We start from the raw sequence: 17,647 nt of genomic DNA, 5'->3' as shown, positions 1-17,647 counted from the left end.
TCGTCCATCTCGACCAGCTGGTTTTCGGGCATCTTGAAGCGGATGACCCACTGGTCGCCGCGGTCGATGCGGGCCCGAACCTCCTCGGCCGGGAGGGCCAGCGAGGTGGCCAGCTTTTCGCGGACCTGATAGTTGTAGGCGAAAGCCTCGCCGCGGGCCTCGGCCTCATGGCGCAGGCGGTCGAGCTCCTCGGCCGTATCGAAGGCGTAGTAGGCCCAGCCCGACTCGACGAGCTGCAGGGCGTATTTGAGGTAGATTTCGCGGCGTTCGCTCTGGCGGTAGGGGGCGTGGGGGCCGCCGACGCCGACACCCTCGTCAATCTGGATGCCGCACCATTTGAGCGACTCCAGGATATACTCCTCGGCACCGGGAACGAAGCGTTGCGAATCGGTATCCTCAATGCGGAGGATCATCGTGCCCTTGTGCTGACGGGCGAAGAGGTAGTTGTACAGAGCCGTGCGGACGCCTCCGATGTGGAGCGGCCCGGTGGGGCTGGGTGCGAAGCGCACCCGAACAGGTCTTTCCATGGACATTTATGTTTTTTGTCGTTTTATCTCTTTTCGCGGAGGTTTGTGGCTGGCCGGTTTGTTCTTCCGGCAGCGCCCCCCCCCTCTCCTCTTGAGGACCCCGGTTATTTCACGCGGTATTCGATGCGCATGGTGATGCGGGCCTTCTTCTGGCGGCTTGCGGTGTTGAACGAACCGCCGGCCGAGAACTCCTCGTTGGTATTGGCACCGGTGATCTGGAAGACGCCCATGCGGGCCGAGGCCACGCGGCCGATCTTCGTGCCGGCGTTGACGGCGATCTTTTCGGCGCGCATCCGGGCGTCGGCCGAAGCGGTCTCGATCAGCCCCATCTTCACGTCGTCGAGCTTCGTGTAGTAGTAGTCCGGGGCGTAGGCTTCGATCGAGACGCCCTGGGCGATGAGCGAGGAGATCTCGCGCGAAATGGTCTCGACGCGCTCCACGTCACGCGACTCGACGGTGAAGCGCTGCCGCAGCTGGTAGCATTTGAAGCGCTGCCCGGCCCAGTTCCCGTTGGCGTTGTAGACCGGGTCGAACTGCTTGTCGACGTTGACGAACTCGAAGACCACGGCATCGACCGGCAGCCCCTTCTCTTCGAGATATTTCTGCACTTTGGCCTTGCTCTGTTCGATCTGGGCGTATCCGGCGGCGACCTGCTGGGCTTCGGCCGTGAGGGTGGCCGACCAGACGATCAGGTCCGACGTGAACTCCGTTTCGCCGAGGCCCGTTACGACGATCGTGTCCTGCGAGCGATACTTGTAGGTGTAGGCGCGGGCGAGCACGGCGGCGCAAATGATGGCCGCGATGCCCAGAAGGAGGTACTTTGCGTTTTTCATGGTCAACAGTTTTTTAGGTTTTCCGTTGTCTTTGGGGCGCATCCCGAATTTTCGACGTGCGCCGGGTTTGCTTTTGGTGCCTTGGCGGGGCGGTCTCTTCTTGCTGTGTGGTCTGGAGCCGGCTTGTCTGCGCGGGTCGTTAATTGCTTCTCGGCGGGACTCCGGCTCCATCACCGCGGATGCCTGCCTTGTCTCTGCGGAGCTTCGGTCCCATCACTGCGGATGCCTGCCTCGTCTCTGCGTGGCCGGGCCCTAGCCCCCCCCCGCTCGGTCAGACGTTGAAGAGGAAGTGCATGATGTCGCCGTCCTGCACGACGTAGTCCTTGCCCTCGATGCCGATCTTGCCGGCGTCGCGGCAGGCCTTCTCCGACCCGAGCGTGACGTAGTCGTCGTACTTGATGACCTCGGCACGGATGAATCCCTTCTCGAAGTCGGTGTGGATGATACCGGCCGTCTGGGGGGCCTTCATGCCGCGGGAGTAGGTCCAGGCGCGGGTTTCGTCGGCTCCGGTGGTGAAGAACGTTTCGAGATTGAGCAATTTGTAGGCCGCTTTGATCAGCCGGGCCACACCCGACTCCTCCAGCCCCAGATCCTCGAGGAACATCTGCCGTTCGTCGTAGCTCTCGAGTTCGGCGATGTCGGCCTCGGTGGCGGCGGCGATGATGAGCATCTCGGCCTTTTCGTCGGCAATGGCCTTCCGTACAGCCTCGGTGTAGGCGTTGCCCGTTGCGGCGCTCTTTTCGTCGACGTTGCAGACGTATAGCACGGGTTTGTCAGTCAGCAGGTTGAGGTCGGCAACGAGCTTGCGGTCCTCCTTGTCGAGCTCCACGGTGCGGGCGCTCTTGCCCTGCTCGAGCACCGACTTGTACTGGAGCAGCAGTTCGACGGCGCGTTTGGCGTTCTTGTCGCCGCCCGAGGTGGCCTGCTTCTGGGTCTTGGCCAGCCGGTTCTCGACCGTCTCGAGGTCCTTCAGCTGGAGCTCCGTGTCGATGATGCCCTTGTCGCGCACCGGATCGATCGAACCGTCGACGTGGGTGATGTTTCCGTTGTCGAAGCAGCGCAGCACGTGGATGATTGCGTTTGTGTTGCGGATATTTCCGAGGAACTTGTTGCCCAGACCTTCGCCCTTCGAGGCGCCCTTGACCAGACCGGCGATGTCGACGATCTCGATGGTGGTGGGGATGACCCGTTTGGGGTGGTCTATTTCGGCCAGGCGGATCAGCCGCTGATCGGGTACGGTGATGACGCCGACGTTGGGTTCGATGGTGCAGAAGGGGAAGTTGGCAGCCTGAGCCTTTGCGTTGGACAGGCAGTTGAAAAGCGTCGATTTGCCCACGTTCGGCAGACCGACGATGCCGCATTGTAATGCCATGTATTTCGAATTTTTTTGTTCGCAGCGCAAAGATACGAAAAGTCGGGGGCAAAAAGACAACTTTGCCGGCAATTTTTACCCCGTGCGGTCTATTTTCCGCTGCGGGTTTGCGCTGCGGACCGGAAAATGGTCGGCAAGGCTCCTCCTGCGCATGCGAGAGGCCTCCGGGCGGGGCTTTGTGGAAAATTATCGCCGTGATTTTTTGCCGAACGGTGGTTTATGCGTATCTTTGAAGGTCTAAAATAAACGGACGATGGATTGGAAAACAATGCAAACCGATCTGCAGCGACTCGCCGCATTGATCGACGGGTGGTCGCAGACGGATCAGATACCGGATGTGGAGCGGGATCTGGCTCTGCAGAAGTTGCGCGACCTCTACGAAGCGATCCGTTTTGCCGGGCCCGGAGCCGTGCAGGCGAAGGAGGTCTCCGCCGAGGCGGTGCCCGAAGTGCCGGAAGAGGAGCTTCCCGAATCGCTTGATTTGGGGGCGGTTCTTTCCCTGGACGGCTTTCCCGATCTGGGGGAGCCCGAAGGACCCATCTATGCGGAACCCTCGGCGCCGTTCGGCGCTGAAGTTGGACCGGGGCCAGCCGAACCGGAAAGGGCCGAACCGGGGCCTGCCGAGACTGTAGAAGAGCAGTCGGTGGAGCCTGCTGAGACACAGCCTGCCGAATCGGAGCCGACCGAGCCGGCCGAACCGCAGCCGGCCGAACCGCAGACCGCAGAACTCACTGAACCCGCTGCATCGACTCCGGTTGAATCCGTTGAACTGCAGCCTGCCGAATCCTCCGCATCGACACCGACCGAGTCTGTTGAAGAACAGCCGGCGGAGTCTGTTGAGACACAGTCAGCCGAATCGGAAACGGCCGAGCCGGAGCCCCCCGAATCGGTGATACTCGAACCGGATGCCCCGGAGGTGTCCGTTACGCTGGATTCGTCCCGGAGCGCCGAACCTGCCGCCGCGAAATCGCACCATGCCGCTTCACCTACGCTTTTCGGGATGGAGGATGAGGAGACGGTCCGCCACCGTCACAAACAGCGGGTCATCATGTCGCTCTACGGGCCTTCGCCCGAACCGGAACGACCTGCCGCATCGGGTCGTCGCCCGTCGCCGACGCCGGGTGCGTTCTCTCCGGCCTCATCCACGTCGGCCGACGTCTCGCAACCCTTCGAGATCATCGAGGTTGAGCGCGGCTCCGAAGCCTTTACCGAAAAAGCAACGTCGAAACAGACGGATGAAGGCCCGACAACTGCCGAGCCGCACGCTGCACCTGCCCGGGCCGACCAGCCTTCCGAAGAAGTGTCGGAGAAGACGTCAGCTCCGGACCCGGTTGAATCGGCTACGGTGTCGACCGCCCGGACGGCATCGGCCGAACCCGAACCCGAGCTCGAACCTGAACCCGAATCAGAACTCACTGAACCCGAATCAGAACCCGAATCAGAACTCGAATCCGAATCGGTTCCGACTGCACCGACCCCCGCACCGGAACCCGAATCGAAGCCGAGGACAGCGGCCTTTGATCCCGCCTCCGACGACACCGATCGCCGGACGGAGGGCGGAATGCCGATCGCGTCGGCCGGTGCGGTACTGGGCGAGGTGATCAACCCCCACGTGCAGACGCTGGCCGATACGATTGCGCCGCCGCGTGACATGGCGTCGGAAATCCTTCACAACGAACCGATCACGGACCTTCGTCAGGCCATTGGTCTGAACGACAAGTTCCTGTTGATCCGCGACCTGTTCGGCGGTGACGGTGCGGCCTTCGAGCGGGCGATCGAGACGCTCAACGGCTTCGACGACCTCGACGACTGCATGATCTTCATTGCCGAGCATTACGCCTGGAACCCCAATTCCGACGGCGCCAAACTCCTGATGGACCTTCTCGAACGCAAATTCGCCTGACGGCATGGCCAAACTCTATATCGTACCGACGCCGATCGGCAATCTGGACGACATCACGCTGCGTGCGGTGAAGGTGCTGCGCGAGGTGGATTTCGTCCTGGCCGAGGATACGCGCACGACGTCGTTTCTGCTCAAACACCTCGGCATCGAGCAGAAACTCCGCTCGCACCACAAGTTCAACGAACACGCCACCGTGCAGATGGTCGCCGAGACGATCGCTGCGGGACACGACGCTGCCCTGGTCTCGGATGCCGGCACGCCGGGCATCTCCGACCCGGGTTTTCTGCTCGTGCGGACGTGTGTCGAGGCGGGCATCGAAGTTGAGACGCTGCCCGGCGCCACGGCGCTGATCCCGGCGCTGGTGCAGAGCGGATTCCCGTGTGACCGCTTCTGCTTCGAGGGGTTCCTCCCGCAGAAGAAGGGCCGCATGAAACACCTGCAGAGCCTGCGCGACGAGGAGCGCACGATGATCTTCTACGAATCGCCCTACCGCGTGGTCCGCTGCCTGGAGCAGTTTGTCGAGTGCTTCGGGGCGGATCGCGAAGTCTCGGTCTCGCGCGAACTGACCAAGAAGTTCGAGCAGACCGTGCGCGGCACGCTGGCCGAGGTGCTCGACCATTTCCGCACCCACGAACCCAAGGGCGAATTTGTCCTGGTCGTGCGCGGCAAGTCGCGCCGCCGCCCGTCGGAGGCGGATGGAGCGGAGAGCGGGGCGGAGAACGATGCCGACGATCGCGGCGAAACCCTTCCGAATGAAAACGATTATGAATAACCGGAACGACACCACGCATACCGACCGGCAACGTTCGTTTGCCGCCTGGCTGGGCGAGATGCGCGAATTCCTTCGGGGGCGGTTCAACCTGGAGGACGACAAGGCGCAGCGCGACGAAGTGGTGGCCAACATCTCCAAGGGGGTCGAATTCCGCGGGGTGAACCTCTGGGTGCTGATCTTCGCCACGATGATCGCCTCGCTGGGGCTGAACGTCAATTCGGCCGCGGTGATCATCGGCGCGATGCTCATCTCGCCGATCATGGGGCCGATCATGGGTGTCGGCCTCTCGCTGGGGATCAACGACTTTGAACTGCTGAAGCGTTCGCTGCGCAATCTGGCGCTGATGTTCATCGTGGCCATCGTCACCTCGACGGTCTACTTCCTCATCTCGCCCCTGTCGTCGAACAGCAGCGAACTGCTGGCCCGGACAACCCCGACGACCTACGACGTGCTGATTGCGCTGTTTGGCGGTCTGGCGGGCATCGTGGCCCAGACGCGGCAGGACCGCACCTCGACCGTCATCCCGGGTGTGGCCATCGCCACGGCGCTGATCCCGCCCCTCTGCACGGCCGGTTTCGGACTGGCCTCGGGACAGTTCCGCTTCTTTTTCGGGGCGTTTTACCTTTTCTTCATCAACTCGGTCTTCATCGCCCTGGCCACCTACGTGATGGTCCGTTTCCTGGGCTACGAAAAGAAGGTCTTCATCGACAAGGCGCGCGAACGCAAGGTCAAACGGCTGATGATGGTCATCACGCTGGTGACCTTCATTCCGAGTGTGGTGATCGGCTTCCACATGGTGCAGGTTTCGCTCTTCGAGGCGGCGGCGGACAAGTACGTGGCGCAGGTCTTCAACTTCCCGCAGACGCGCGTCATCGAGTGCAACAAGCACTATGCCCACAAGGGATCGCGGATCGAACTGCTGCTGGTGGGCGAGGCGTTGGGCGACGAAGTGATCGAGAGTGCCCGGGCGCAGCTGGACGGCTACGGCCTCGACCGTACGGAACTGGTCGTGCGGCAGGCCAATACGGAGGATCGCGTCGATGTGGTGTCGCTGCAGCAGAGCTATCAGGAGCTGCTGGCCGAGAAGAACCGCCGCATCGAGGAGATGTCGTCGCAGCTGAAGCGTTACCGTGTTACGGAGGATGTCGGGGTGAACGACGTTTCGCGTGAGATCGGTGCGCTGATGGAGAACGTGCGGGCGGTGTCGCTGACCAAGGGCATTACGTTCGATGTGGAGGGTGTGCCGCAGGATACGGCGCTGATCTGCGTGGTGACGCGTCGGGACAGCCTGCGACCGCTCGACGAGACGACGCTCCGCAACTGGCTGCGGCTGCGGACGAAGGTCGCGGACGTGAAAATTTTCGTGGAACCCTGACGATCTGTAGGCCGTAATGAAATATCCGAAGATGAATATTTGGCAGCGGATCGGTCTGGAGGCACTCTGGGTCGGGGCACGGCTCTTTGCGGTGATGCCCCGCTGGTTCAAGTATCACATTGTCGAGAATCTGCTCTATCTGCTCTTATACTATGGTATCCGCTACCGGCGGGGTGTTGTGGCCGCGAATCTGCGCAATTCGTTCCCGGAGAAGAGCGACGGGGAGCGTGCGGAGATCGGGCGCCGCTTCTACCGGACGCTGGCCGAGATCTTCGTCGATACGCTCGATCTGGCCCATCTCACCTCGCACAAATGGCACCGTTCGCTGACCATCCGCGGACTGGAGGAGCATCGCCAGCGGGTCGAGGGACGCGACTGGATCGCCATGACGGCCCACTTCGGATGTTGGGAGTACAGCTCTTTCTGGGGGCTCTACGTGCCGTCGCAGATCATCGTGGCGGTCTACCACCCGTTGCGCAGCAAGATCATGGAGGCCTTCTACCAGCGGTTGCGCAACGGCGACCATGCCACGACGGTCTCGATGAACGAAAGCCTGCGCTTCTTCCTGCGCAACCGCGGCAAGGGGCTTCATGGCAGGAATCTTGTGATGGGGCTGATCGCCGATCAGAATCCGCCGCGGCGTCCCGACAGCCATTGGTTCCGTTTCCTGAACCAGGATACGATCTTCTTCGACGGCGGTGAGAAACTGGCCCTCCGCTGTCATCTTCCGGTCTATTTCGTGAAGATGGACCGCCTGTCGAGGGGGCGTTACGAGATGTCGTTCGCGCCGATCTACGACGGTGTGGAGCCGGTGGCGGAGAATGAAATTACGGAGCGTTACGTGCGACTGCTCGAGGCGGAGATCCGCCGTCGTCCCGAACTGTGGATCTGGTCGCACAAACGCTGGAAACACAAACGGGATGTCAATTGTTAAGATCGTCATACTGAATTGGAACGGCGTAGCTCACCTGCGTCGTTTTTTGCCTTCGGTGGTGGCTGCGGCACCGGCCGGTGTGGAGGTTGTTGTGGCCGACAACGGCTCGACGGACGACTCCGTGGAGGTCTTGCGGAGCGAGTTCCCCTCGGTGACGGTGCTCCGCATGGACCGCAACTACGGTTTTGCCGGCGGCTACAACCGGGCGCTGCAGCGCATCGAGGCGGACTACTACGTGCTGCTGAACTCCGACGTGGAGACGCCCCGGGGGTGGCTCGGCCCGTTGGTGGAGGCGCTGGACCGAAATCCCGACGTGGGGGTGGTCTCGCCGAAGCTGATCTCCTCGGAGGATCGGCGGATGTTCGAGTATGCCGGAGCTTCGGGCGGATATGTCGATTGGCTGGGTTATCCCTTCTGCCGGGGTCGGATCCTGCGCACGGTGGAGGAGGATCGGGGCCAGTACGACGATGCGCGCGACCTGTTCTGGGTGAGCGGGGCGGCCTTCTGCTGCCGGGCGGAGCTTTTCCACCGGTTGGGGGGCTTCGACGACGACTTCTTCGCCCACATGGAGGAGATCGACCTCTGCTGGCGGATGCAGCTGGCGGGCTACCGCGTGCGGGTGGTTCCCGAGAGCCGGGTCTACCACCTGGGGGGCGGGACGCTGCAGACCGACTCGCCGTCGAAGGTCTTCTACAACCACCGCAACAACCTGGCCATGCTCTACAAATGCTCCTCGCCCGGACAGCGGGCACTGGTTGCCGTGGCGCGTCCGGTGCTGGACCTGCTGGCGGCCCTGTCGTATCTGGCGCAGGGGCGTGCCGACAATTTCCGGGCCGTCTTCCGGGCCTGGCGGGACTTCCTGCGCTGGCACGGCGCGCTGGCCGAAAAGCGGCGGGCGATCCGTTCCTCGCGCAAGGCCGAGGCCCGGCACATCTACCACGGTTCGATCGTGGTGCGTTACATGCTGGGCGGCCGCACCTTCGGGAAGTTGATGTAATTCGGTGCGGGCCCGCTCTGCCTGCCGTTCTGTTTGCCTGCCTGCCGTTCTGCCCGCCGCTCTGTTTGCCGCTCTGTTTGCCGCTCTGCCGGCGGCCTGCCTGCCGCTCGTCTGCCGGTCCGAATCCCCGCCGTCCCCTCGTCTGCGAGATGTCCGGCTCTTGCGCCTTCCGTTCAAATGCCTCTTCCGGCAGGTGCCCGACCGTCCGGTACCTGACCCTGCCTGCGGAACTGCGGTCCGTTTTCTCACGTTGCCGATGGAATCCCTGCGAAGCATCCCGGATTGTTCGGGACCCAACCAACAAAAACACCCGGCCTTGTGCGAGGCCGGGTGTTTTTCGTGTGCGCTCCGTAGTGCGGAGTGCCGTGTTCGATCTATTTGTTGATCTTGGCCCAGGAGTCCTTGAGCGTCACGGTGCGGTTGAAGACCAGATGGTCGGGCGTCGAGTCCGTATCGGGGCAGAAGTAGCCCACGCGTTCGAACTGTACGGCCTGTCCCACGGGGATGTCGCGCAGCGAGGGCTCGAGGTAGCCCTTGATCTTGACCATCGACTCGGGGTTGAGGTTGTCCTCCCAGGTCTGGCCCTCCTCGACGTCGTCGGGGTTCTCCTTCGTGAAGAGCGGGTTGAAGAGCCGGATCTCGGCCTCCAGCGCATCCTGGGCCGATACCCAGTGGATGACGCCCTTCACGCGGCGGCCGTCGCTCGACGAGCCGTTTCCGGACATCGGGTCATACGTGCAGCGCAGCTCGGTGATGTTGCCCTGGGCATCCTTGACCACCTCCTCGCACTTGATCAGGTACGAGTAGCGCAGGCGTACCTCGCCGCCGGGCTGCAGGCGGAAGAACTTCTTCGGGGGATTCTCCATGAAGTCGTCGCGCTCGATGTAGATCACGCGCGAGAAAGGAACCTGACGCGTGCCGGCGGCCTCGTCCTCGGGGTTGTTCACGGCGGTGAACAGTTCGGTCTTGCCCTCGGGGTAGTTGGTGACGGTCACCTTCAGGGGGTTGAGCACGGCCATGCGGCGCTCGGCGACCTTGTTCAGATCCTCGCGGACGCAGTATTCGAGTTTGGCCAGATCGATGACGTTGTCGCGCTTGGCCACGCCGACCATCTCGGCGAAGTTGCGCACCGATGCCGGGGTGTAACCCTTGCGGCGCAGGGCGCAGATCGTCGGCATGCGCGGGTCGTCCCAGCCCATGACGGCCCCCTCCTGCACGAGCTTCAGCAGGCGGCGTTTCGACATGAGCGTATAGGTGAGGTTCAGCCGCGCGAATTCGTACTGGTGCGACGGGAAGATGCCCAGCGCCTGGATGAACCAGTCGTAGAGCGGACGGTGGACGTCGAACTCCAGCGTGCAGATCGAGTGGGTGACGTGCTCGATCGAGTCGCTTTGGCCGTGGGCGTAGTCGTACATCGGGTAGATGCACCACTTGTTGCCCGTGCGGTGGTGTTCGGCGTGGATGATGCGGTACATGATCGGGTCGCGGAAGAGCATGTTCGGATGGGCCATGTCGATCTTGGCGCGCAGGACCTTCGAACCGTCGGGGAATTCGCCGGCCTTCATGCGCTGGAACAGATCGAGGTTCTCCTCGACCGAACGGTCGCGCCAGGGCGAGGGCTTTCCGGGTTCGGAGACCGTACCGCGGTTTTCGCGGATCTGCTCCTGGGTCTGGTCGTCGACGTAGGCCAGCCCCTTCCTGATCAGGACGATGGCCCATTCGTAGAGCTGGTCGAAGTAGTCCGAGGCGTAGCGCTCCAGCGCCCAGTCGAAGCCCAGCCAGTGGATGTCGCGCTTGATCGAGTCGACATACTCGACGTCCTCCTTGACGGGGTTCGTGTCGTCGAAGCGCAGGTTGCACTTGCCGCCGTATTTCTTGGCCAGTCCGAAGTTGATGCAGATGCTCTTGGCGTGGCCGATATGGAGGTATCCGTTGGGTTCGGGCGGGAAACGGGTCTGTATTTCGGTGACGCCGTTGGCGATGGACTCTTCGATGATCTCTTCGAGGAAGTTGCGCGGCTTCTCTCGGGTTTCGTTGATTTCGCTTGCCATATTTTTTCGTGAATTTGCTTGTGCGTGAATGAATGGTCGGTCAAACGGGCTGCGGATCAGTAGCAGCAGGGGCGCGGTGCGGGCCCCGGACGGTGGGGTGCCGGCTTTCGGGGGCCGATGTCAAAGAGCCGCTGGATGTCGACCGACAGCTGGACGACCTGCTGCGTGCCGAGTCCCGTTCCGTCGTAGTGGAAGACCATGCCGGCCTCGACGTGCATCGTGTCGTGGAAGAATTTGCGATCGTAGCCGACCCACGTGCGGTTGTAGATGTGCTTGGTGGTCGCGTAGAACGACTCTCCGGCATAGAGGCCGTCCTGGCCGTAGGTAAGGCCCCCCCCCGTCAGGGGATTGGCCACGTAGTTGCGCAGCGGCTGGAGGTTCTTGCCCAGATAGAGGTTGTTCTCGATCTTGAGGCCCCAGCGCGAGATGGTGACGTCCAACTGACCGCCGTAGGGTTTGCGCCAGGTGTGGTCGACGCTGCGGCCGCGCTGCGGGGCGAAGAGCAGACCTCCCTGGATGTCGAAGTCGAAAAAGGCGTTGAACTCCCAGCCAATGTAGGGGTTCATGAGCAGGTTGTCCGTGACGTTCTCGTTGAGCTTCGAACCGGCGAAGTGGAACATCGAGAAGGCGTATCCGACGTAGAATCCGGGGCGGGTGGTGTAGCGGCCGGCCGAGAGGATGCGGAACATCTCGCGCGAGGCTTCGGAGTACATGCCCTCCCAGTCGACGGCCAGTTCGACGTAGGTCTTTTGGCGTTGGGTGGAGACGTAGCGTCCGAGGAATCCCGAGAGGCGGTTGTGGTAGAAGCGGGTCGAGTCGCTGAAGAAGGCCGTGGAGTAGTCGCCCATGAGCTCCTTGCGGTTGAAGATACCGGCATTGGCCTGGACGTTCGCGGTCTTGAAGCGGTAGTACATCAGCGGCTTGACGTCGCTCAGGAAACGGTCGCCCTGGGGGTTGTACTGGCCGAAGTTCTGCATCATCTCGACGCCGACGACCAACTGGTTCTTCTCCTGCCATTCGATCCCGATGCGCGGGGTGAGGCGGGCGCTGAAGAGCGTCTGAGATTCGTTGAAGTCGTTGTTGGCGTATTCGCGGTTGTCGAATCGGGTTTCGAAGTCGGCGCCGACGAGGATCTTCTGGGCATACAGGCTGCCTCCCGAAATGACGAGAGCGGCGGCCAGAGCGAAGACTTTTTTCAGAGACATGGTACTGTTGAATTGAGGCCTCAAAATTAGATAAAATATTTTTTATTTGCTTACTTTTGCCGCCGAAATCACTCATTTCGACCCGATATGCGTAAAATTACGAACGAAGAGTTGGGGCGTCCGACGCCCGAGGAGTTTGCCCGCAGCCGGAAGATGGCGGTGCGGGTGGTGCTGGACAACGTGCGTTCGGCGCAGAACGTCGGTGCGTTTTTCCGTACGGGCGACGCCTTTGCCGTGGAGCGCATCGAGCTGTGCGGCATCACGGCCGTGCCCCCTTCGCGCGAGATCCACAAGACGGCGCTCGGTGCCGACCAGACGGTGTCGTGGGGCCATTGGGAGTCGACCGCGGCATGCGTCGAGGCGCTGCACGGCGAAGGCTACCGGGTGCTGGCCGTCGAGCAGGTCGAGGGGGCGGTGATGCTCGATGACTTTGCACCGGAGTCCGATGCGAAGTATGCGCTGGTTTTCGGCAACGAGGTTGACGGGGTCGACCAGCAGGTGGTGGACCTCTGCGACGGTGCGCTGGAGATCCCGCAGGCCGGGACGAAACATTCGATCAACGTCGCGGTGTCGGGAGGGGTTGTTCTGTGGCAATTTTTTTGCCAAAACTACGCAAAGCGTTATCTTTGCCGCGCTGAAAATCCTAAAAACTGAAAGAAATGTCCGTAGAAAGTACAGTTCGGGCGGTGACGACCTATCGCCTGACGGAGATGAAGCAGCGCGGCGAGAAGATCGCCATGCTGACCTCGTATGACTATTCGATGGCCAAGATCGTCGATGCCGCGGGTGTCGACGTGATCCTGGTGGGCGACTCGGCGGCCAACGTGATGGCCGGTTACGAGACGACGCTTCCCATTACGCTCGATATGATGATCTACCATGCCCGTTCGGTGGTGCGCGCCGTCAACCGGGCGCTGGTGGTTGTCGACCTTCCGTTCGGCACCTACCAGGGCAACTCGAAGGTGGCGCTCGATTCGGCCATCCGCATCATGAAGGAGACCGAGGCCGATGCCGTGAAGATCGAGGGCGGTGAGGAGATCCTCGAGTCGGTGCAGCGCATCCTCTCGGCCGGCATTCCGGTGATGGGTCACCTGGGGCTGACGCCGCAGTCGATCCATAAGTTCGGTACCTACGCCGTGCGGGCCAAGGAGGAGGCCGAAGCCGAGAAGCTGGTCCACGACGCCCATCTGCTGAGCGAGGCGGGCTGCTTCGGCATCGTGCTCGAGAAGATCCCGGCAGCGCTTGCCACGCGGGTGACCAGCGAGATCCCGACGCCGACGATCGGTATCGGAGCCGGTCCGGGCTGCGACGGCCAGGTGCTGGTGATCCACGACATGCTGGGCATCAACAAGGGCTTCTCGCCGCGTTTCCTGCGCCGCTACGCCGATCTGCATACGGTGATGACCGAGGCTGTCGGGCAGTATGTGCAGGACGTCAAGTCGTGCGACTTCCCCAACGAGAAGGAGCAGTACTGATCCCGGGAGCCGGGGGCCTGGAGCCAGAGGCCGCAAGAGAAAACGGGTGTCGTCGTTGGACGACACCCGTTTTCTCTTATTGGGGCAGGTCTCGGGCAGGATGCTCCCGCTCCATGGCGAGGATGCGCACGACCTCGAAGACGCCGGCATATTCGGCGGCAAAGCCCTCGTCCGAAGGTCCCTTGTAGCGGAGTTCCAACTCGGCACGGAGCGGCATTCCGTCGGTTGCGCCGCCGCTCACCCGGTCGTATTCCCGTTCGAGGGCGCCGCTCGGATCGACGAGCCAGTATTCGGCCTGCCGACCCTCGGGGGTGAACGAGCGCACTTCGTGGGCTACGACGACCCGGCCGCGGAGCGTCGTGAGGGAGTCGATGTGCAAGGCCGCGTCGAGGTTCTCGCGCCTGTCGGCGAGCTTGAGGCCGGGGGCGGGCCGGCGGTCGGGCGATGCTTCGAAGACGGCGGTGGCGGATTGACCGGAGGCGTCGGCCGGCTTTCCCGACGGTCGGGTTCCGCAGCCTGCCGCCAGAAGCAGCAGGGCGAGGGCCGGATAGAGATGGCGTGTTTTCATCCTTGCGAGGTTTGTCGGTTATGGGGCAAAAATAGGAAAAAAAGCGTACCGGCCAACTTTCTTGATAAAATGTTGATAAAAAGTCGATGTTCGGGAGGCTGATTTTAGGCTGTTTCGAAAAAAATGATTACTTTTGCGAGCAACAAAAATCCACGTTCATTATGTCTTTTATCAATGAAAGGGTTCAGCCCGAAGGACTTACGTTCGACGATGTGCTGCTCGTACCCGCCTATTCGGAAGTGTTGCCGCGAGAGGTCAATGTCCAGACCCGTTTCTCGCGAAATATCAAGCTCAACATCCCCATCGTTTCTGCGGCGATGGATACCGTGACCGAGGCTCCGTTGGCCATTGCACTGGCGCGTGAAGGTGGTATCGGCGTGATCCACAAGAATATGACGATTGCCGAGCAGGCAGCTCAGGTGCGTCGTGTGAAGCGAGCCGAAAACGGCATGATCTACGACCCGATCACCATCTCGAAGGACAACACCGTGGGCGATGCCCTGAATCTGATGAAGGAGAACAAGATCGGCGGTATTCCGGTCGTGGACGGCGAGTTCCGCCTGATCGGCATCGTCACCAACCGGGACCTTCGCTTCCAGCCCGACATGTCGCGCCGCATCGAGGAGGTGATGACCCCGGGCGACCGCTTGATCACCACCCACCGCACCGATCTGGCCCACGCCTCGGAGGTGCTTCTGAATAACAAGATCGAAAAGCTCCCCGTGGTCGACAACGAAGGCCATCTGGTGGGGCTTATTACGTATAAGGATATCACCAAGGTGCAGGATCACCCGAATGCCTGCAAGGACGAGAAGGGTCGTCTGCGTGTAGCTGCCGGCGTGGGGATCACCAACGACGCCATGGATCGTGTGGCAGCCCTCGTGGCCGAGGATGTCGATGCCGTGGTGCTCGACTCCGCACACGGACACTCGCGCAACATCGTGCGCACGCTCCAGAAGATCAAGGCGGCCTATCCGACGCTGGATGTCGTGGTGGGCAACATCGCCACGGGTGAGGCCGCCAGGTTCCTGATCGACGCCGGTGCCGACGGTATCAAGGTCGGTATCGGTCCGGGTTCGATCTGCACGACGCGTATCATCGCCGGCGTGGGTGTTCCGCAGCTGTCGGCCATCTACGCCGCCGCCTCGGCCGCCAAGGGTTCGGGCGTTCCGGTGATCGCCGACGGCGGTCTGCGCTACTCGGGCGACATCGTCAAGGCGCTGGCTGCGGGCGGTGACTGCGTGATGATCGGTTCGATGTTCGCCGGTACGGAGGAGGCTCCGGGCGACACGATCATCTACAACGGCCGTAAGTTCAAGGCCTACCGCGGCATGGGTTCGATCGACGCCATGCGTGCCGGATCGGCCGACCGCTACTTCCAGAAGGGTTGCGAGGGCAACATCAGCAAACTCGTTCCGGAGGGTATCGTGGCCCGCGTGCCGTTCAAGGGTTCGCTGAGCGAGACGGTCTATCAGCTGATCGGCGGTCTGCGTTCGGGTATGGGCTACTGCGGTGCGAAGGACATTCAGACGCTGCAGAAGGCGCAGTTCATCCGCATCACGGCTTCGGGTATGCACGAGAGCCACCCGCACGACGTGACGATCACGAGCGAGGCCCCGAACTACTCGAGCGAACACTAAATCCGGGACGACCATGAATCCGGAGGTTGCGGCTTGCGGCCTTTTCTGCGGAGGATGCCGCAAGTTCGGTAAGGGAGTTTGTCCGGGATGCCATGCCAATGAGAAGGCAGCGTGGTGTGAGATTCGGTCCTGCTGCCTCGAACACGGATGGCAGAGTTGTGCCGATTGTACGTTGATGCCTTTGGACGAGTGCCGCAAATTCAACGCTTTTATCGGCAAGGTTTTCGGCTTCCTCTTTCGTTCCGACCGTCGCGGCTGCATTGAACGCATTCGAGAAGCGGGCAGTTCGGCATTTGCCGAAGAGATGCGTCTGGCAGGCTCCTTCAATCGTCCGGTAAAAAAATAGAGCATAAACCTACTATCATGCAGGAAAAAATATTGATTCTCGACTTCGGATCGCAGTACACGCAGCTCATTGCGCGGCGTGTGCGCGAGCTGAACGTCTATTGCGAGATTCACCCCTTCAACAAGATTCCGACGCTGGACGAATCGGTGCGGGGTGTGATTCTCTCGGGCAGCCCCTATTCGGTGCGCGATGCCCAGGCCCCGACGCCCGATCTTTCGGCCATCAAGGGGCGTCTGCCGCTGCTGGGCGTCTGCTACGGCGCGCAGTTTCTGGCTCACGCCTTCGGGGGTGAGGTCAAGCCGGCGCCGAGCCGCGAATACGGCCGGGCGATGCTCACGGTGAGTGATCCGGCGGATGCCCTCATGCAGGGTCTTCCCTCGCCGACGCAGGTGTGGATGTCGCACGGCGATACCATCACGCGCGTCCCCGACAACTACAGGATCGTCGCCAGTACGGAGGATGTCCGCGTAGCCGCCTTCCACATCGAGGGCGAGCAGACGTGGGGCATCCAGTTCCACCCGGAGGTTTACCACTCGACCGACGGCACGCACCTCCTGAAGAACTTCGTCGTGGGGATCTGCGGCTGCTCGCAGTCGTGGACCTCGGAGAGTTTCGTCGAGTCGACCGTTCGGGATCTGCGCGAGAAGCTGGGCAACGACAAGGTCGTGCTCGGTCTGTCGGGCGGTGTGGATTCGTCGGTGGCTGCCGTGCTGCTGCACAAGGCCATCGGGAAGAACCTCTACTGCATCTTCGTCGATTCGGGTCTGCTGCGCAAGAACGAGTTCGACGAGGTGCTGGCCTCGTACGAGAACATGGGGCTCAATGTCAAGGGGGTGAAGGCCGGAGCGAAGTTCCTGGGCGATCTGGCCGGCGTCACCGATCCCGAGAAGAAGCGCAAGATCATCGGCCGTGATTTCGTGGAGGTCTTCAACGAGGAGGCCATGCAGATCAAGGATGTCCGCTGGCTGGCTCAGGGGACGATCTATCCCGACGTAATCGAGTCGTGCTCCGTGAACGGGCCTTCGGCCACGATCAAGTCGCACCACAACGTGGGTGGACTGCCCGAGAAGATGAATCTGCGGATTATTGAGCCGCTGCGGCTGCTGTTCAAGGACGAGGTGCGCCGCGTAGGCCGTTCGCTGGGCATCTCCGAGCATCTGATTGGCCGCCATCCCTTCCCGGGACCGGGCCTTGCCATCCGCATTCTGGGTGACATCACCCCCGAGAAGGTCGAGATTCTTCAGAACGTGGACAAAATTTATATCGACGCCCTGCACGCTGCCGGACTTTACGACAAGGTTTGGCAGGCGGGAGCCATCCTGCTTCCAGTGAAGAGCGTTGGCGTGATGGGCGACGAGCGCACCTATGAGAGCTGTGTAGCGCTGCGAGCCGTGACCTCGACCGACGGCATGACGGCCGACTGGGTTCACCTTCCCTACGAATTCCTGGCCGATGTCTCGAACGAGATCATCAACAAGGTCAAGGGGGTCAACCGCGTAGTCTACGACATCTCCTCGAAACCGCCCGCAACGATCGAGTGGGAGTAACCCGGCTAAGAGCCCGACTAAGAGTCGGGTTTTAGGGGCGGCCGGAACTCCCCAGGTTCCCGTTCCGGTTCTGCGCTCCTGACTAAGAGCCCGGCTAAGAGC

General features: G+C 61.9%; 16 protein-coding genes. 10 read left to right on the top strand and 6 right to left on the bottom strand.

All coding sequences use genetic code 11. The features are described from left to right. The 3 genes from PUQ42_RS09510 to ychF all read right to left on the bottom strand — a co-directional run. Window positions 1-527, bottom strand: a 527-nt coding sequence (locus tag PUQ42_RS09510) for a glutamate--tRNA ligase (RefSeq protein ID WP_273373230.1), incomplete at its 3' end; no start/stop codon positions are given. Between the two features lie 104 nt (window positions 528-631). Beyond that, window positions 632-1,360 carry an SIMPL domain-containing protein gene (locus PUQ42_RS09505; RefSeq protein ID WP_122121426.1) on the bottom strand — a complete coding sequence of 243 codons (729 nt, stop codon included), beginning with the start codon at window positions 1,358-1,360 and terminating at the stop codon, window positions 632-634. Window positions 1,361-1,631: 271 nt separating this feature from the next. After that, a complete protein-coding gene (ychF, locus tag PUQ42_RS09500) occupies window positions 1,632-2,732 on the bottom strand; it encodes a redox-regulated ATPase YchF (protein WP_087403574.1) in 1,101 nt (366 codons plus the stop codon). Window positions 2,733-2,985: 253 nt separating this feature from the next. On the opposite strand from ychF, the gene PUQ42_RS09495 reads away from it, so the two are divergent. Genes PUQ42_RS09495 through PUQ42_RS09475 form a run of 5 tightly spaced genes read left to right on the top strand, consistent with a single transcriptional unit; the run spans window position 2,986 to window position 8,713 of the window. Then, complete coding sequence (locus PUQ42_RS09495; RefSeq protein ID WP_273373226.1) at window positions 2,986-4,635, top strand: hypothetical protein; 1,650 nt, start codon at window positions 2,986-2,988, stop codon at window positions 4,633-4,635. Between the two features lie 4 nt (window positions 4,636-4,639). Further along, window positions 4,640-5,407 (top strand): 16S rRNA (cytidine(1402)-2'-O)-methyltransferase, encoded by a 768-nt coding sequence (gene rsmI, locus PUQ42_RS09490; RefSeq protein ID WP_273373224.1) that lies wholly within the window; start codon window positions 4,640-4,642, stop codon window positions 5,405-5,407. Next, window positions 5,388-6,782 (top strand): TIGR00341 family protein, encoded by a 1,395-nt coding sequence (locus tag PUQ42_RS09485; RefSeq protein ID WP_273373222.1) that lies wholly within the window; start codon window positions 5,388-5,390, stop codon window positions 6,780-6,782. Before rsmI ends, PUQ42_RS09485 begins: the two co-directional genes overlap by 20 nt. A gap of 16 nt (window positions 6,783-6,798) precedes the next feature. Further along, complete coding sequence (locus PUQ42_RS09480) at window positions 6,799-7,716, top strand: lysophospholipid acyltransferase family protein (RefSeq protein WP_273373220.1); 918 nt, start codon at window positions 6,799-6,801, stop codon at window positions 7,714-7,716. Beyond that, window positions 7,703-8,713 (top strand): glycosyltransferase family 2 protein, encoded by a 1,011-nt coding sequence (locus PUQ42_RS09475; RefSeq protein WP_273373218.1) that lies wholly within the window; start codon window positions 7,703-7,705, stop codon window positions 8,711-8,713. Before PUQ42_RS09480 ends, PUQ42_RS09475 begins: the two co-directional genes overlap by 14 nt. Window positions 8,714-9,087: 374 nt before the next feature. On the opposite strand, the gene PUQ42_RS09470 is transcribed toward PUQ42_RS09475, so the two are convergent. After that, complete coding sequence (locus tag PUQ42_RS09470; RefSeq protein WP_087403567.1) at window positions 9,088-10,764, bottom strand: glutamine--tRNA ligase/YqeY domain fusion protein; 1,677 nt, start codon at window positions 10,762-10,764, stop codon at window positions 9,088-9,090. A 56-nt stretch (window positions 10,765-10,820) separates the two neighbouring features. After that, entirely contained in the window at window positions 10,821-11,969 is a 1,149-nt protein-coding gene (locus PUQ42_RS09465) for a hypothetical protein (protein ID WP_273373216.1), read from the bottom strand. 87 nt (window positions 11,970-12,056) lie between these two features. Between PUQ42_RS09465 and PUQ42_RS09460 the strand changes: the two genes are divergently transcribed. Both PUQ42_RS09460 and panB read left to right on the top strand, forming a co-directional pair. Next, a complete protein-coding gene (locus tag PUQ42_RS09460; RefSeq protein ID WP_273373214.1) occupies window positions 12,057-12,623 on the top strand; it encodes an RNA methyltransferase in 567 nt (188 codons plus the stop codon). Between the two features lie 5 nt (window positions 12,624-12,628). Then, entirely contained in the window at window positions 12,629-13,444 is an 816-nt protein-coding gene (panB, locus tag PUQ42_RS09455) for a 3-methyl-2-oxobutanoate hydroxymethyltransferase (protein ID WP_273373212.1), read from the top strand. A 76-nt stretch (window positions 13,445-13,520) separates the two neighbouring features. Here panB and PUQ42_RS09450 read toward each other — a convergent pair whose 3' ends face one another. Continuing rightward, window positions 13,521-14,012 (bottom strand): hypothetical protein, encoded by a 492-nt coding sequence (locus PUQ42_RS09450; protein WP_273373210.1) that lies wholly within the window; start codon window positions 14,010-14,012, stop codon window positions 13,521-13,523. Window positions 14,013-14,173: 161 nt separating this feature from the next. On the opposite strand from PUQ42_RS09450, the gene guaB reads away from it, so the two are divergent. From guaB to guaA, 3 genes are read left to right on the top strand one after another with little or no spacing between them, the layout of a single operon-like run. Then, on the top strand, window positions 14,174-15,652 hold the full coding sequence (gene guaB, locus PUQ42_RS09445; protein WP_273373208.1) for an IMP dehydrogenase: 1,479 nt from the start codon (window positions 14,174-14,176) through the stop codon (window positions 15,650-15,652). Between the two features lie 13 nt (window positions 15,653-15,665). Next, the gene (locus PUQ42_RS09440; protein WP_087308983.1) at window positions 15,666-15,998 is read left to right on the top strand and encodes a DUF3795 domain-containing protein; all 333 of its coding nucleotides are present in this window, start codon (window positions 15,666-15,668) and stop codon (window positions 15,996-15,998) included. Window positions 15,999-16,015: 17 nt separating this feature from the next. After that, window positions 16,016-17,545 carry a glutamine-hydrolyzing GMP synthase gene (gene guaA, locus PUQ42_RS09435; RefSeq protein WP_273373206.1) on the top strand — a complete coding sequence of 510 codons (1,530 nt, stop codon included), beginning with the start codon at window positions 16,016-16,018 and terminating at the stop codon, window positions 17,543-17,545. Window positions 17,546-17,647: the final 102 nt, after the last annotated feature.

The sequence above is a fragment of the Alistipes megaguti genome (assembly GCF_944320325.1).
In the GTDB taxonomy this organism is placed as follows: Bacteria; Bacteroidota; Bacteroidia; order Bacteroidales; family Rikenellaceae; genus Alistipes; species Alistipes megaguti.
This window is presented reverse-complemented; position numbering and strand designations above follow the sequence as displayed.